General features: G+C 72.5%; 13 protein-coding genes. 10 read left to right on the forward strand and 3 right to left on the reverse strand.

The features are described from left to right. Positions 1-15 precede the first annotated feature (15 nt). Entirely contained in the window at positions 16-1,044 is a 1,029-nt protein-coding gene (locus ACIBTU_RS23295) for a LacI family DNA-binding transcriptional regulator (RefSeq protein WP_399128277.1), read from the reverse strand. A gap of 150 nt (positions 1,045-1,194) precedes the next feature. Between ACIBTU_RS23295 and ACIBTU_RS23300 the strand changes: the two genes are divergently transcribed. The 7 genes from ACIBTU_RS23300 to ACIBTU_RS23330 are packed head-to-tail and all read left to right on the forward strand — an operon-like array spanning position 1,195 to position 9,348. Continuing rightward, complete coding sequence (locus ACIBTU_RS23300) at positions 1,195-2,268, forward strand: C45 family autoproteolytic acyltransferase/hydolase (protein WP_399128278.1); 1,074 nt, start codon at positions 1,195-1,197, stop codon at positions 2,266-2,268. Positions 2,269-2,276: 8 nt separating this feature from the next. After that, a complete protein-coding gene (locus ACIBTU_RS23305; RefSeq protein ID WP_399128279.1) occupies positions 2,277-3,953 on the forward strand; it encodes an amidohydrolase in 1,677 nt (558 codons plus the stop codon). After that, positions 3,950-4,969 (forward strand): ABC transporter permease, encoded by a 1,020-nt coding sequence (locus tag ACIBTU_RS23310; RefSeq protein WP_399128280.1) that lies wholly within the window; start codon positions 3,950-3,952, stop codon positions 4,967-4,969. Before ACIBTU_RS23305 ends, ACIBTU_RS23310 begins: the two co-directional genes overlap by 4 nt. Further along, positions 4,966-5,841: an ABC transporter permease gene (locus ACIBTU_RS23315; RefSeq protein ID WP_399128281.1), complete on the forward strand. Its 876-nt coding sequence runs from the start codon at positions 4,966-4,968 to the stop codon at positions 5,839-5,841. The genes ACIBTU_RS23310 and ACIBTU_RS23315 overlap by 4 nt, the downstream gene beginning before the upstream one ends. Beyond that, the gene (locus tag ACIBTU_RS23320; RefSeq protein ID WP_399128282.1) at positions 5,838-6,860 is read left to right on the forward strand and encodes an ABC transporter ATP-binding protein; all 1,023 of its coding nucleotides are present in this window, start codon (positions 5,838-5,840) and stop codon (positions 6,858-6,860) included. Before ACIBTU_RS23315 ends, ACIBTU_RS23320 begins: the two co-directional genes overlap by 4 nt. Then, positions 6,857-7,663, forward strand: coding sequence for an ABC transporter ATP-binding protein (locus ACIBTU_RS23325; RefSeq protein ID WP_399128283.1), 807 nt, complete (start codon positions 6,857-6,859; stop codon positions 7,661-7,663). The genes ACIBTU_RS23320 and ACIBTU_RS23325 overlap by 4 nt, the downstream gene beginning before the upstream one ends. A gap of 14 nt (positions 7,664-7,677) precedes the next feature. After that, positions 7,678-9,348: an ABC transporter substrate-binding protein gene (locus ACIBTU_RS23330; protein ID WP_399128284.1), complete on the forward strand. Its 1,671-nt coding sequence runs from the start codon at positions 7,678-7,680 to the stop codon at positions 9,346-9,348. Between the two features lies 1 nt (position 9,349). On the opposite strand, the gene ACIBTU_RS23335 is transcribed toward ACIBTU_RS23330, so the two are convergent. Together ACIBTU_RS23335 and ACIBTU_RS23340 are read right to left on the reverse strand one after the other, a co-directional pair. Further along, a complete protein-coding gene (locus ACIBTU_RS23335; RefSeq protein ID WP_399128285.1) occupies positions 9,350-10,162 on the reverse strand; it encodes a helix-turn-helix transcriptional regulator in 813 nt (270 codons plus the stop codon). A gap of 98 nt (positions 10,163-10,260) precedes the next feature. Beyond that, complete coding sequence (locus ACIBTU_RS23340; protein ID WP_399128286.1) at positions 10,261-11,238, reverse strand: Lrp/AsnC family transcriptional regulator; 978 nt, start codon at positions 11,236-11,238, stop codon at positions 10,261-10,263. Between the two features lie 113 nt (positions 11,239-11,351). Here ACIBTU_RS23340 and ACIBTU_RS23345 point away from each other — a divergent pair, with 113 nt between their 5' ends. From ACIBTU_RS23345 to ACIBTU_RS23355, 3 genes are all read left to right on the forward strand, one after another. Further along, positions 11,352-12,596 (forward strand): amidohydrolase, encoded by a 1,245-nt coding sequence (locus tag ACIBTU_RS23345; protein WP_399128287.1) that lies wholly within the window; start codon positions 11,352-11,354, stop codon positions 12,594-12,596. Between the two features lie 49 nt (positions 12,597-12,645). Then, positions 12,646-14,037 (forward strand): DUF3100 domain-containing protein, encoded by a 1,392-nt coding sequence (locus tag ACIBTU_RS23350; protein ID WP_399128288.1) that lies wholly within the window; start codon positions 12,646-12,648, stop codon positions 14,035-14,037. 64 nt (positions 14,038-14,101) lie between these two features. Further along, positions 14,102-14,905 carry an aminoglycoside 3'-phosphotransferase gene (locus ACIBTU_RS23355; RefSeq protein WP_399128289.1) on the forward strand — a complete coding sequence of 268 codons (804 nt, stop codon included), beginning with the start codon at positions 14,102-14,104 and terminating at the stop codon, positions 14,903-14,905. The last annotated feature ends 108 nt before the right edge of the window (positions 14,906-15,013 follow it).

Raw genomic sequence — 15,013 nt, forward strand, 5'->3', positions numbered from 1 at the left:
GCCCCCGGCGGCCGGTCAGGCCTGCGCGGGGGCGCGCCGTGACGAGGCCCGCACCCGGAAGCGCCCCGTCGTCAGCACCGGACCCGCGCTCGGCTCGCCCGCGATCCTCGCCTGGAGCAGGTCGAGCAGAGCCAACGTCGTCTGGTCCGCGTGGAGTTCGACCGCCGAGATGGCCGGGCGGCTGTGCCGGGTGTGCTCCGAGTCGGACGCCGCGGCGAGCAGCGTGCGGTCGGGCACGGCGACGCCGCGCGCGGTGAGGCCCGCGAGGACGCCCGCCGCCTGACGGCCCGTGTGGCACAGGATCGCGTCGGGCACCCCGTCGTCCACGATCGTGTGCGCGACGCGCTCGCCGCCCTGCTCGCCCGCGCGCTCGGCCGACATGTAGACGCGGGGCGTGATCCCGGCCCGCCCGCACCAGTCGCGGTACGTCGCCTCGCTGTCGATGTTCCACGCGTTCGGGTCGGTGCCGCGCAGCAGGGCGATCGACCGGGCGCCGGCCGCGGCGAAGTGCTCGTAGATCCGGCGGAAACTCGCGCCGTCGTCCTCGGTGGCCCAGTCGGTGAAGTCCGGGCGGCCCGGGTCGCGGCCCAGGGTCACGTACGGGATCCCGCGCCGCTCCAGCAGCGCCACCACCGGGTCGTCCAGGTGAGGCATCGTCACGATGTAGCCGTCGAGCGACAGGGCCATGGGCGGCGTCGGACGCTTCGTCAGGTCCGGTACGAGCATGACGCTGAGCCCGCGGTCCATCGCCTGCGCCGAGACCGCGCCGATGTAGCGCGTGAACACGTCGACGCCCCGTGGCGCGTACTCGCCCAGCGCGTCCAGCGAGCGCATGACGAGGCCGATCGCCCCGACCGACGAACGGCGCAGACCGCGCGCGAGGGCGTCCGCCTCGTAGTCCATCTCCTCGGCGACGGCCCGCACGCGCAGCCGCGTGGCCGCGCTCAGCGTCCCGGTGCCGTTCAGCGCCATCGAGACGGCGGCGACGGACACCCCCGCGCGCTGGGCCACGTCACGGATGGTGACGCCCTTCGATCGAGCCACGGAGGCCTCCCGGGGTCCGCACTTTCCGACTTCCGAAGTGGCCGGAAAGTGACATGAGCAACACCGTTGTATTAAACGTTTTACCCACTTAGCGTGTCGCCCACTTCTCACTGTGACTGGCCTCACAAGCAAAGGTCGAAGAGCGACACGATGAAGCTGCACACACTCCGCACGACCACCTCCGACCCCCGTGACCGGGGGCGCGAGATCGGCGCGCGACACGGGGACCGGGTCCGGGACGTCAGCGCCCGCTACCTGGCTCATTTCACCCTGCTCGGCATTCCGGAACCGACCGTCCGCGACATCGTGGCGCGCAGCCACGACGCCCTGCGCGCCTGGTGCCCGGCACTGGCCGAGGAGTCCGACGGGATCGCCGAGGCGTCGGGCGTCGAGGCATGGCGGGTGGCCGCGGTCGGCGCGCGGACCGAGGTGCTCGCCGCGGCGCCCCCGGGGAAGGGCGAGTGCACGACCGCCGTGCACGCCCCGCCCGCCGGCGGACCGCCCGAGACGATCCAGACCTGGGACTGGCACGACGCGCTGACCCCGGACGGCCTCCTGCTGTCGCTCGTGACCGGGGCCGGACGCCGGGTGAAGCTGTTCACCGAGTTCGGCGCCGCCGCGAAGATCGGCGTGAACGACGCCGGCCTCGGCCTGCACTTCAACATCCTCAGGCACCGGTCCGACGACGCCGCCGGCGGCGTACCCGTCCACGCCGTGGCCCGGCGCGTCCTCGAAGAGGCGACGACGGTGGGCGAGGCCCACGACATCGCCGCCTCTGCGCGCCTGAGCGCCTCCACCGTGCTGACCGTCGTGAGCCACCGGGACGGGCGGTCCGAAGCGGCGTCCCTCGAGATGTCCCCCGCCGGGACCGCCGTGGTGCGGCCCGGGGCGGACGGCTGGCTCCTGCACACCAACCACTTCCTCGACGCCGGGCTCGCCGACGGCGACGCCAGCATCCCGGAGTCCGTGTCCGTCGAGCGGTACGACCACGCCCGCGCCGTGCGCGCCGCCATGACCGGCCGTCCCGCACCCGCACGCGCGGCCGCCTTCTGCGGCGGCGACGGCGCAGACGCGGTGGTGTGCGTCCGCGCCGACGGCTCCCGGCCCGACCACGAGCAGTGGAGCACCCTCCTCACCGCCTCCCTCGACCTCCCCGGCTTCGCCCTCCACCACCGGGCGGGCAGCCCCGACACCGCGGCCCGCCAGGGTCTCGACCAGTTCTGAGGAACCCGATGCGCAACGACCACGATCACCACCAGGACGCCGCCGACGCGGGGACCGGGCCCGTCCACCTCTATCGCAACGCCCGCGTCTTCACCGCCGACCGGCGCACCTGGGCCGAGTCCCTCGTCGTGGTCGGCGACCGGCTCGCCTACGTCGGCGACGACGCCACCGCGGCCCGCGTGGCCGGACCCGGCGCCCAGGTCCACGACCTCGGCGGCTCGACCGTGCTCCCCGGCTTCGTCGACGGCCACGCGCACGTCGTCGGCACCGGCGAGGCGGCGGCCCAGGTCGACCTGTGGGGCGCGAACTCCGTCGAGGAGATCCAGCGCCGCATCGGGACCTGGGCGAAGGAACACCCCGACGCGCCCCGCGTGCTCGCCACCGGCTGGAAGCACGCCGACATACCCGGCGGCCACCCCGACCGGGGCCTGCTCGACGCCGTCGTCGCCGACCGGCCCGTGTACGCGCAGGCCTACGACTTCCACTCCATCTGGCTGAACACGGCGGCCCTCGCCGAGACCGGCATCGACGCCGGCACGACCGCACCGCCCGGCGGCACCGTCCACCGCGACGAGCACGGCGCGGCCACCGGCCTGGTCGACGAGACCGCGATGCACCACCTCGTGTGGCCCGTGCTCGACGGCTTCACCACCGACGCCGACCGCGACGAGGCCCTGGCGGTCGCCCTCGCGGCCTACGCCGAGACCGGGGTCGTCGGCTCCACCGAGATGGCCCTCGGCGAGGACGACCACGCGGCGATGCGCCGGGCCGACGCGGCGGGCACCCTCACCACCCGCATCGTCGCGTTCTGGCGCGTCCAGCCCACCGGGGACGAGGCCGGGAACCTCGCCCAGGTCGCCCGCGCCGCCGAACTCGCCGACCAGCACGCCACCCCGTTCCTGCGCGTGACCGGCATCAAGGTCATGGTCGACGGCACCGTCGACGGCTGCACCGCCTCCCTCGGCAAGCCCTACGTGGACGGCACGAACGCCGACCCCGTCTGGAGCCTCGCCGAACTCGCCCCCGTCGTGGCCGCCGCCGACGCCGCCGGACTCCAGGTCGCCATGCACGCCATCGGCGACGAGGCGACCCGCGTCGCGATCGGCGCCGTCGAGCACGCCGTCGCCGTCAACGGACCCAAGCAGCGCCGCCACCGCATCGAACACCTCGAGGTCGTCGACGCCGCGGACATCGAGCGCCTCGCCGCCCTCGGCATCACCGCGAGCATGCAGCCCGTGCACGCCGACCCGGCCATCCAGGAGAACTGGCGGCGCGTGCTCGGCGACGCACGTGTCGAACGAGGCTTCCCCTGGCCCGAGATGACCGAGGCCGGCGCCACCCTCGTGCTCGGCACCGACTCCCCGACCTCCCCGCACGCACCGCTGCCCAACATGTTCGTCGCGGCGACCCGGCGCTCGGCCCTCGACCCGTCGCTGCCCGCCAACCTCGCCCACTACGCGCTGCCGCTCGCGCACGCGATCGTGCACGCCACCCGCGACGCCGCCTGGGCCAGCCGCTCCGAGCACCTGCACGGCCGGCTCGCCGAGGGGCTCTACGCCGACTTCATCGTGCTCGACCGGGACATCTTCGCCCGGCCGCTCGAGGAACTCCTCGACACCCGGGTGCTGCGCACGGTCGTCGGCGGCCGCGCCGTCCATCACGTACAGCCGGAGGTGAACCGATGAGTGACGCGATCATGTCGGCCCCCCTGCCCTCGGGGCAGGTGAAGGCGAAGAAGCGGCCCGGCGGGGCGATCGTGCGGTTCGTCGCCCTGCGCGTCGCCGGCCTGCTGGTGACGCTGTTCATCGCGAGCCTGGTCGTCTTCGGCGCCCTCTACGCCGCACCGGGCAGCCCGCTCACCTACCTCACGCACGGCCGCACCATGAGCCCCGAGGCGATCGCGGCGATCAAGGCCGAGTACCACCTCGACGACTCCGTGGCGGAGCAGTACCTGAGGTGGCTCGGCGGAGTGGCGCACGGCGACTTCGGCACCTCGATCATCTACAACCAGCCCGTGTCGTCCCTGGTCGGCGGCCGTGCCTCGGCGACCACCCTGCTCGTCCTGATGGCGGCGGCGATCGTCCTCGTCCTCGGTCTGGCGATCGGCACGCTGGCCGGCCTGAAGCCCGGCTGGGCGTCCCGGTCGGCCATGGCCGCCGCGACGGGCGTCATGGCGGTGCCGACCTTCGTCGGAGCGGTCGTGCTCATCGTCGTGTTCGCCGTCCAGCTGGAGTGGTTCCCGGTGTTCGGGTCGGGTGGCTCGGGCCTTGACGCCGTCCACCACATGGTGCTTCCGTCGTTCGCCCTCGCGCTCGCGTCCGTCGCGTTCGTCGCCCGGCTCGCCCAGACCGCGGTCCGCGCCGAACTCTCCGCCGACCACGTGCAGACGGCGATCAGCCGCGGACTGCCGCGCGGCGCCGTCGTCCGCCGGCACGTGATGCGCAACGCCGCGATGCCCGTGCTCACCGTCGCCGGACTCACCATCGCGGGCCTGATCGCCGGAAGCGTCGTCGTGGAACAGGTCTTCCAGCTCGGCGGGCTCGGCCAGTTCCTCGTCAGCTCGGTCCAGCAGAAGGACTTCCCCGTCGTCCAGGCGATCTGCCTGATGTACGTCGCCGCCTTCATCGTGCTGAACACCCTCATCGACATCGCCTACACACTGCTCGACCCGCGCGTGTCGATCGGGAAGAAGGACTCATGAGCGCAACAGCGGCGGTACGCCGCATCGGAGCCCGGCGGGCCGAACGGCGCCTGGCCCGCCGCACGGGCGGGATCGGAGTGTCCGGCCGGGTCGCGGCCGTCCTCCTCGGCATCGTCGTGTGCGGCGCGCTCCTCGCCCCGCTCGTCTCGCCGCACGCCCCGAACGCCGTCGACCTGTCCGGCGCGTACCAGGACTCGAGCGGCGCGCACCCGCTCGGCACCGACGCGAGCGGCCGCGACATCCTCTCCCGCCTCGTGCACGGCTCCCGGACCGCGCTGATCGGACCGTTCCTCGTCGTGCTGATCTCGACGCTGCTCGGCACGGTCCTCGCCCTGGCGGCCGTGTGGTTCGGCGGCTGGTTCGACCAGATGGTGGTGCGGGTCGTCGACGCCGTGTTCGCCTTCCCCGGACTGCTGCTCGCCATCCTCGCGACCGCCCTGTTCGGCTCCGGCCTGCCGGCCGCCGTCGTCGCCCTGTCCGTCGCCTACGTCCCGTACATCGCACGGATCGTACGGAGCGCGGCGCTGCGCGAACGCAACCTGCCCTACATCGCGGCGCTCCAGGTCCAGGGCGTGCACGGGCTGCGGATCGCGCTCGGGCACATCCTGCCCAACGTGGGCGGCCTGATCGTCGCCAACGCCACCCTCGCCTTCGGGTTCGCCCTCATGGACCTCGCGGGGCTCTCCTTCATCGGCCTCGGGGTGCAGCCGCCGACCTCGGACTGGGGCGCGATGGTCGGCTCCGGCATGTCCGGAGTGCTGCAACAGCACCCGCAGGAAGCGCTGTTCGCCAGCGCGCTCATCGTCGTCACGGTCGGCGCCGTCAACATGCTTGGCGACCGGCTCACGGAGCGCTGGGAGGCACGCTCGTGAACGCACTGCTCGAAGTCGAGGACCTGACGGTCGAGTTGCCGGTCGCGGGCGAACCCCGCACCGTGCTGCGCGACGTGTCGTTCTCCCTCGACCGCGGAAGCACGCTCGGCCTCGTCGGCGAGTCCGGCTCCGGCAAGTCCATGACGGTGCGCACCATCGCGCGCCTGCTCCCCGAAGGCGCCCGGGTCCGGGGCGGCGTCCGCTTCGACGGCGCCGAGGTGTTCGGCCTGCGCTCCGAGGCTCTGCGGTCCTACCGGGCCAAGGACGTCGCGATGATCTTCCAGGACGCGCGGGCCTACACCAACCCGGTCCGCACCATCGGGGACTTCCTCACCGAGGCCATGCGGATCAACGACCGCATGCCGAAGGCCGCCGCCCTCAAGCGCGCACAGGAACTCCTCGCCGAGGTCGGCATCGGGGACCCGGAGCGCCGGCTGCGGCAGTTCCCGCACGAGCTCTCCGGCGGCCTGCTGCAACGCGTCATGATCGCCGCCGCCGTCGCGGCACGCCCCCGGCTCGTCCTCGCCGACGAGCCGACGACCGCGCTCGACGTCACCACCCAGGCCGAGGTCATCTCGATCCTGCGCCGCATGCAGCGCGAGTACGGCATGGCGATGCTCTTCATCACGCACGACCTGGAGCTCGCCGGCGCCGTCTGCGACGAGACGATCGTGCTCTACGCGGGCCAGGTCATGGAGCGCCAGAAGTCCGAGAAGCTGCACGAGGACCCGCTCCACCCCTACACCGCCGCGCTGGTGCAGGCCCGGCCCGAGATCGGCCGCCGTGTCGATCGGCTGCCCGCGATCGCCGGCCACCCCACCACCGCCTACGAGGCCCCGGACGGGTGCGCGTTCGCCCCGCGCTGCCACTTCGCCCAGGACGAGTGCCGGGCAGGGGTGCCGCCCCTGCTGCGGATCGACGCGGCGCAGACCCGCTGCGTCCGGATGCCGGGCCTGCGCGGTCAGTTGGTGCAGGCGGCGCCCGTCGGCGCCGCCACGAACGAGGAGTCCCCGCGATGACCGAACCGCTGCTCGTGGTCGAGCACCTGACCAAGACCTTCGGCCGGGGCAGGGCCGAGGCCACCGCGGTCGCCGACGTCAGCTTCACCCTCGCCGCCGGCGGCTCCCTCGGCATCGTCGGCGAGTCCGGCTCGGGCAAGACGACCACGGCCCGCATGGTCATCGGCCTGGAGCGGCCCTCCGGCGGACGCATCACGTTCCGCGGCGAGGACCGCACCCACCCGCCGCGCTCCGCCCGCAGCCGCCGGGAGCGGGGCCGGGACATCCAGATCGTCTTCCAGGACCCGTACACCTCGCTCGACCGCCGCCAGCGCGTCGGCGACTGTCTCGCCGAGGTCGTCGGCGTGCACGCCCGGCTCGGACGGGACGGGACCAGGAAGCGCGTGAGCGAACTCGCCGAACTCGTCGGACTCGACGACCGGCAGCTCGCCGCGCTGCCGCGCTCGCTCTCCGGCGGCCAGCGCCAGCGCGTCGCCATCGCCCGCGCGCTCGCCGCCGACCCGGACGTCCTCATCCTCGACGAGGCCGTCTCCGCCCTGGACGTCTCGATCCAGGCCCAGATCCTCAACCTCCTCACGGACATCCGACGCAAGCGTGGCGTGAGCTACCTGTTCATCAGCCACGATCTCGCCGTCATCCGCCAGGTCACCGACGACACGATCGTCATGCGACACGGCGCCGTCGTCGAGCAAGGACCCACGGCCGACGTGCTCGACCACCCGCAGGACCCCTACACCCGCCTGCTGCGCGACAGCGTCCCGCACAGCGGCTGGGATCCCGAAGCCCTCACCGCCCGACACTGACCAGGAGTCGTTCCATGTACTCACCCCACTCGCGCAGAGGAGCAGCGGCGCTCGCCGTCGTCGCCGCCACCGGCCTGCTCCTCGCCGGCTGCTCCGGCTCCGGTTCCGACTCCGGAGGCGGTACCTCCGACGGCGGTGCGACCGGTTCCGCCGACGCCCTCACGACGTACACGCCGGCCGGCAAGAGCTCGGTCGACAAGATCACCTGGAACGTCTTCCAGGGCGAGCCGCAGACCGTCGACCCCTTCCAGGCCGCCGACTACACGCCGAACATGATCAACTCGAACATGTGCGAGACCCTGTTCGCCCAGACCCCCGACTTCAAGATCAAGCCCAATCTCGCCACCTCGTTCACCAACCCCGACCCGAAGACCTGGGTCTACAAGCTCCGCGACGGTGTCACCTTCTGGGACGGCACGCCGATGACCGCCGACGACGTCGCGTGGAGCATGAACCACAACATGACGGACAAGGGGAGCTTCTACGGCTACCTGTACCGCAACGTCGCGTCGATCAAGAAGACCGGCGCCGCCGAGGTGACCGTCAAGCTCAAGCAGCCCGACTACCTCTTCAACGACGAACTGGCCAGCTACGCCGGTGTCATCGTCCAGAAGAAGTTCTACGAGCAGCACGGCAAGAAGGCCGGCACCCCGGGCGTCGGCGTCATGTGCACCGGCCCCTACAAGTTCGCCAAGTGGACGCGTGGGCAGTCGATCACCGCGAGCCGCTACGACGGCTACTGGAACAAGAAGCTGCCGCTGAAGGTCAGGACCATCGACTTCACCTTCCTGACGGACGACTCCGCGATCACCTCCGGCCTCCTCTCGGGCCAGATCGACGGCACGTACGGACCGCCGATGGCCGGCCTGTCCCAACTGCGTGCCTCGTCCGCCGGCAAGCTCTACTCCGGCCCCGCGCCGCTGGCCGTCACGCTCGTCGTCGCGAACACCAAGGGCGCGATGGGCAACGCCGACGTGCGCAAGGCGCTCCAGATGGCCATCGACTGGAAGGGCATCGGCAAGCAGGTCTACGGCGGCGAGGGCACCCCGGCCTCGCTGCAGACCGTCGAGGCCGCCTACGGCTTCGCCAAGTCCGAACTCGGCACGTACGGCGACTCGGTGAAGACCGACGGCACCCCGAAGATCGACGAGGCCAAGAAGCTGCTCGCCGGCGTTCCCGCCGACGTGAAGAAGAAGCAGATCAGCCTCGTCGTGCCGCAGCAGGCGGAGACCCAGCAGCTCGGCGTCGGCATCAAGGACGCGGCCGACAAGATCGGCCTCGAGTTCAAGCTCAACGTCGTCCCCGCGACCGGCTACTCGAACTACCTCTACGACCCGGCGACGCGCGGCAGCACCGACCTGCTGTACACGCAGTTCTGGCCGAACATCCCGAACCCGCTCGACTGGCTCGGCATCACCGCGGTGTCCGGCGGCTCCTTCAACCAGTCCGGCTACAGCGGCATCGACGACCTCTACGCGAAGGCGGTCGCCGAGAAGGACGACAGCGCCCGCGCCGGCCTGGTCGTCACGATGGAGAAGAAGCTGCACGACGAGATGGCCCCGATGTTCTCCGGCATCCAGCTGACGAACGACGTCTGGCTCGGCAGCAGGATCACCGGGGCGCCGGCCGCGTTCGACTACGTCTACTACCCGTGGGCGGCCCACCTGGGCGGCACCGGCAAGTAGCTCAGTCGGACGCGCCCTGTCGGCCGCCACCGGAACGCGAGCCCCGCTCCAGCAGCGCCGCGGGGCCCGACTCCCGGAGGCGGCCGACGAGTTCACCGAGCAGCCGCTCGGTGTCCGGGTCCTCGGGCGTGTAGACCCACATCCTGGTGCCGGGGTCGGCGGTCGCCGCGAACCCGGTCGCCCGCAGGCCGAGCCGGTCCCCGTCCACGGTCCAGAAGGACTTGACCCGGGCCACCGGCGAGGCCACCTCGTGCCGGTCCCACATCTCGGCGAAGCGCGGACTCGCCTCCGACAGCCGCCGCACGAATCCCGCCCACTCGGCGTCCCGCAACCGATAGCCGGACTCGGCCCGCAACTGGGCCACCATGAAGGAGACTTCACGCTCCCACTCGACGAGCGGCTGCAGCCTCTCCTGCGACGTGAACAGATGCCACAGCACGTTGCGGTCCCCGGACGGCAGCAGCGTCAGCCCCGGATCGAGCGCCGCGTACGCCTCGTTGTACGCGAGCACGTCGTAGCGGGCGGTCACGAGGGTCGCCGGGAGCGGGGTCAGCGCGTCGAGGATGGCCTGGTGCTCGGGCGGACCGGGCGCCGTCGCGGGCGCGTCGAGCGGCACGCTCGGGACGCCCGCTAGCCGGTACAGGTGGTCCCGCTCGGTCCGGTCGAGCTTCAGCGTCCTGGCGATCGCGTCGAGCACCTGGACGCTCGGGTTGATCCGCCGCCCCTGCTCCAGCCACGTGTACCAGGCCACCCCGATGCCGGCAGCGTCTTCCTCGCCTCGGCCGGCGACCAGAGCGCCCCCGCGTCGGCCCACGCCGTCTTCGTCACCGCGCTGATGGTGGCGGCCGGCGCCCTGGTGAGCGCCCTCGCCGCCCTGACCCTCCCGCGCCCCTCCCGCACGGGCTGATCCCCTCACACGTCCCCGGAGTACCCCCGCGACCGCGTGTCCGGTCCGATGATCTGGGCCATGTGCTTGCGCATGCTGAGGACCACGGAACGGTCGGCGATGCGGGAGTCCGGCAGGGCCGCGCCGAGGGCCATCTCGAAGCGGTTCACGTCGGCGAGGCGGCGCAGCCACACCGCGAGGATCAGGTTGTAGCGGCTCGGCGAGGTGAACGCGAGCCGCACCTCCGGCACCGTCCCGAGCGCGGTGCGCACCGTCTCGATCGTGCGCGCCGACGCCTCGACGAAGTACCACGTGTAGACCGGCCAGCCCGACACCTCGCGCGCCAGGTCGGTGCGGAACAGCAGCTCGCCGCCGCGCCGCAGCGTCGCCAGGGCGTCCGCGACCCGCTGCGGGGAGAACCCGTGCCGCTCCGCGATCGCCGTGACCGCGACCCGCCCGTCGCGCCACACCTCGGCCTCGATCGCCTCCCGCAGGTCGTCGGCCACCAGCCGTGCCGCACGGGCGCGCGGCCCCCGCGGCGGACGCACCCGCGCCGCCTCCTCGGGAGTCAGCGCGCGCAGCCGCCAGTTGGCCGCGTCCACCAGGATCTCGTTCACCGGATGGGTACGCATGCCGCGCAGCCCCTCCTTCTCGCCGAGCCGCCGCAGCGCGTACTCGGAGAGGTCGGACAGGTCGTCGAAGGAGACGATCGCGAGCAGGTCCCGCGCGCCCGAGCAGAAGTCGAGGACCCACACGGCGCGGTCCTGCTCCAGCTCGCGCGCCGTCGCGTCGATCTGGTCGGGCGCGCACTCGATCTCGATCATCGCGAGCTGGCGGCGCGGCCGGAAGCCGGTGACCCAGACGATGCCCTCGTCGCGCAGCCGGTTCCACCGGCGGCCGAGCGTCGCCGCGTCCACGCCCACCACCGGCGCCAGATCCGTCCAGCTCGCGCGCGGTTCGATCTGCAGCGCATGGATGAGGCGCTCGTCCGTCGGGTCGAGCATATTTTCCTGCGCCCTCATGCTCACTTGCGCAGTTTATCGGCACATCGCCCGGTGGACCTCTGCGCAGACCTCACACTGCACGCCAACCGGAAGCCACGCGAGAAGGACCGACCTTGACGAACACCATCTCCCGGACCACCGAAGCGCTCGCGGCGGCCAAGAACACCAAGGACCGCGCCGAGGCCGAGGTGGCCCGCCGCCGCTCCCAGCTCCTCGCCCTGAGCCACGCCCTGCACGCCGACCCCGAGCTCTCCTGGCAGGAGCACCGGGCGGCCGCGCGCGTCGCGGAGGTCCTGCGGGACGCGGGCTTCGCCGTCCACGTCGGCGCGTACGGGGTGGAGACGGCGATCGAGGCCGTCTACGGGACCGGCGATCTCACTTTGGCGATCTGCGCGGAGTACGATGCGCTGCCCGGCATCGGCCACGCCTGCGGGCACAACGTGATCGCCGCGGCGGGCGTCGGCGCCGCGCTCGCGCTCGCCCCGGTGGCCGACGCGGCGGGCCTGCGCGTCAAGCTGCTCGGCACGCCCGCCGAGGAGCACGGCGGCGGCAAGGTCTCCCTGCTCGTCGAGGGCGCCTGGGAGGACGTCGACCTCTCGATGATGGTCCACGGCATGACCGGTGAGGACCGCCCCGCGAACGCGTTCGTCTCCACCGCCGTCGACCGCTTCGAGGTGACCTTCAGCGGCCGCACCGCGCACGCCGCGGCCTCCCCGCAGCAGGGCATCAACGCCGGCGCCGCCGCGACCCTCGCCCTCACCGCGATCGGCCTGCTCCGCCAGCACCTGCCCACCGACACGAACCTCAACGCCTTCGTGTCGCACGGCGGCGAGGCCACCAACATCATTCCCGACCGCGCCACCGTGCAGGTCGAGATCCGCGCCTACGAGCTCGACGTCTGGCGCGACATGAAGAAGCGCGTCCTCGCCTGCTTCGAGGGCGCCGCCGTCGCGACCGGGTGCACATGGGCGTGGGCGCCCACCGAGCACGCGTACGCGCCGATGAACCCCGACGAGACGCTCGCCGCGCTGTGGGACCGCAACCTCACGGACCGGGGCCGCACGGTCGAGGGCGCCCCGTCGCTCGGCGGCGGCTCCACCGACATGGGCAACGTGTCGCAGGTCGTCCCCAGCATCCACCCCATGATCGCGTTCCTCGGTGAAGAGGGCGTACCGCACAACCCGGACTTCACCGTGGCCGCCGTCAGCCCCGCGGCCGACGACGCGGTCGTCGACGGTGCCGTGGCGCTCGCCTGGACCGCGCTCGACGTCGCCCTCGACGACGAGCTGCGGGCCGACTTCCGCCGTCGCACCGCCGAGCGGCCCACCGGGGCGACCCGGGTCACCCTCGAGGCATGAGCCCGGTCCCCTCACCGGAATCACCTGCCTCCCAGCCAGGAGACAATGAATGAGCACCAACTCCACCCTCAAGGAAGCCGCCGCCGTGAGCACAGCACAGGGCGCCGCGGCCGCAGTACGGCTCACTCTGCGCGACGCCCGCCTCTGGGTCCTCATCGGGCTCGCCGTGGTGTTCGCGGCCGCCGCCCAGGCGGTCGGGCCGATCGTCGTCCCGGTCGGCGTCGCGGCGGTCACGCTCCTTCCGATGATCTGGGGTCTGCTGGCCGGTGGCCTCACATCGGGACAGCGGATCAGGCCGCTGCCCGTCGACCTCCAGCAGGCCGCCAACGTGATCATGGGCATCGCGGTGCTCGTCCTCGGCGCCCGGCTGGCGTTCACCATCGGCCCCAGCATCCCCCTCCTGCTCGACGCCGGACCCGCGCTGCTCCTCCAGGAAGTGGGGCACCTGTTCGGCACGATCCTGGTCGCCCTGCCGCTCGCCGTGCTGCTGCGCATGGGCCCCGCGACCATCGGGGCCACCTTCTCCATCGACCGTGAGACGTCCTTCGCGATGGTGAGCGAGCGCTACGGCTCCGATTCGCCGCAGTACCGCGGTGTGCTGTCGATGTACGTGTACGGAACCATCTTCGGCGCGCTCGTCGTCAGCCTCGTCGCCTCGCTCGCCGCGTCCCTCGGCATCTTCGACCCGCGCGCGCTGGCCATGGGCTCCGGCATCGGCTCCTCGTCGATGATGGCCGCGGGCGCCGCGTCGATCGTCGCCGTGCACCCCGAGATGTCGGAGCAGGCGCTCGCCCTCGCCTCCACGTCGAACCTGATCACCAGCGTCCTCGGCCTCTACATCGGCGTCTGGGTCTCCCTGCCGCTCGCCGACCGCTGCTACCGGCTGCTGACCCGCGACAAGGACGCGGTGTTGCCGGGCCGCAAGCCGAAGGCCGAGTCGCAGGCCGAGCCGGAGTCCGCGGAACTGGCCGCCGACGCCGCGCAGATCCTCGCCCGGCCGACCACCCGGGTGCCGCTGTGGACCACCACGAGCATCGTCGTCGGCATCGGTCTCGTCGTCGCGGCCGTCGCCGCGCACGGCTTCACCTGGTCGATGATCGCCTGCTACGCGGTCCTCGCCGCGCTCGTCCTGGCGGGCCTGGGCGTCTCCCGGGTGACCCGGGGCCGGCTCCCCGCGATCGTCGTCGTCATCACGCTCGGCGCGCTGCTCACCTCGCCGGTGTCGCCGGTCGCGGGATGGCTGTCCCGGAACGGCGAGAGCGTCGACATCCTCTCGGTCATCACCATGCTCCTGACCATCGCGGGCCTGAGCCTCGGCAAGGACCTCCCGATGCTGAAGAAGATCGGCTGGAAGATCGTCCCCGTGGGCACGACGGCGATCATCGCGTCGTTCGTCCTGTCGACGGTGGCGGCGGAGTTCGCCCTCGGCCTCTGGGGCTGAGCACGGTGCCGGGATCTCGCCGAAGGGGCGGGACCCGGCACCGCCCGTCGACCACAATGGCCCCGTGATCGCCTCCGCGCCCCGAGAGCCCGTAGAGACCCCACCCGTCGTCACCGAACTCGCGGCGGGCCGGCCCGTGCGCGCGGTCTGGGAGAACGGGGCCGGCGGGCTCACGTTCCAGGTGGGCCTCGGGGACACGCGGCAGTTCGTGAAGTGGACGCCGCACAGCAGTGGCATCGACCTCGCGGCCGAGACGGCACGGCTGCGGTGGGCGTCGGCGTACACCGCCGTGCCGCGTGTCCTCGACGAGGGCGCCGACGACACCGGGACCTGGATCCTCACCCAGGGCCTGCCCGGGCGCTCCGCGGCGGACGACCACTGGACGCGCGACCCGGAGACCGCCGTCCGCGCCGTCGGCTCCGGGCTGCGGGCCCTCCACGACACGCTGCCCGTCGCGGACTGCCCCTTCGACTGGTCCGCCGAGAAGCGCCTGGAGCGGGTGCGGGCCCGTGCCGCGGCCGGCCGGACCGATCCGGCCGACCTGCATCCGGACCTCCGGCACCTCGGCACGGTCGAGCGGGCGCTCGGCGTGCTCGCCGACATCCCGCCCGCCGACCGACTCGTCGTCTGCCACGGCGACGCCTGCGCCCCCAACACCCTGGTCGCCGACGACGGCACCCACAGCGGCCATGTCGACCTCGGCACGCTCGGCGTCGCCGACCCCTGGGCCGATCTCGCCGTCGCCACGTGGAGCACGCGGTGGAACTACGGCCCCGGATGGGAGGAGCCGCTCCTCGAGGCTTACGGGATCGCACCCGACCCGGAGCGGATCACGTACTACCGGCTGCTGTGGGACCTGTCCGACTGAGCAACTCGCCCTGGCCGCCGGGCTATTCTCGGCCCGATCGAACGCGACCTCCCCGACCTGTCAGACCTGCCAGACCGCCCAGATCTCCCAGACCTCCCAGCCGAAGGT

The sequence above is a fragment of the Streptomyces sp. NPDC050145 genome, assembly GCF_044460245.1.
GTDB lineage: Bacteria > Actinomycetota > Actinomycetes > Streptomycetales > Streptomycetaceae > Streptomyces.

What these genes read in the sequence shown, in the direction of transcription:
- ACIBTU_RS23305 (WP_399128279.1), top strand. Translation starts at nt 2,277, where the DNA reads ATGCGCAACGACCACGATCACCACCAGGACGCCGCCGACGCGGGGACC.
- ACIBTU_RS23310 (WP_399128280.1), top strand. Translation starts at nt 3,950, where the DNA reads ATGAGTGACGCGATCATGTCGGCCCCCCTGCCCTCGGGGCAGGTGAAG.
- ACIBTU_RS23340 (WP_399128286.1), bottom strand. Translation starts at nt 11,238, where the DNA reads ATGCTCGACCCGACGGACGAGCGCCTCATCCATGCGCTGCAGATCGAA.
- ACIBTU_RS23325 (WP_399128283.1), top strand. Translation starts at nt 6,857, where the DNA reads ATGACCGAACCGCTGCTCGTGGTCGAGCACCTGACCAAGACCTTCGGC.
- ACIBTU_RS23350 (WP_399128288.1), top strand. Translation starts at nt 12,646, where the DNA reads ATGAGCACCAACTCCACCCTCAAGGAAGCCGCCGCCGTGAGCACAGCA.
- ACIBTU_RS23315 (WP_399128281.1), top strand. Translation starts at nt 4,966, where the DNA reads ATGAGCGCAACAGCGGCGGTACGCCGCATCGGAGCCCGGCGGGCCGAA.
- ACIBTU_RS23330 (WP_399128284.1), top strand. Translation starts at nt 7,678, where the DNA reads ATGTACTCACCCCACTCGCGCAGAGGAGCAGCGGCGCTCGCCGTCGTC.
- ACIBTU_RS23300 (WP_399128278.1), top strand. Translation starts at nt 1,195, where the DNA reads ATGAAGCTGCACACACTCCGCACGACCACCTCCGACCCCCGTGACCGG.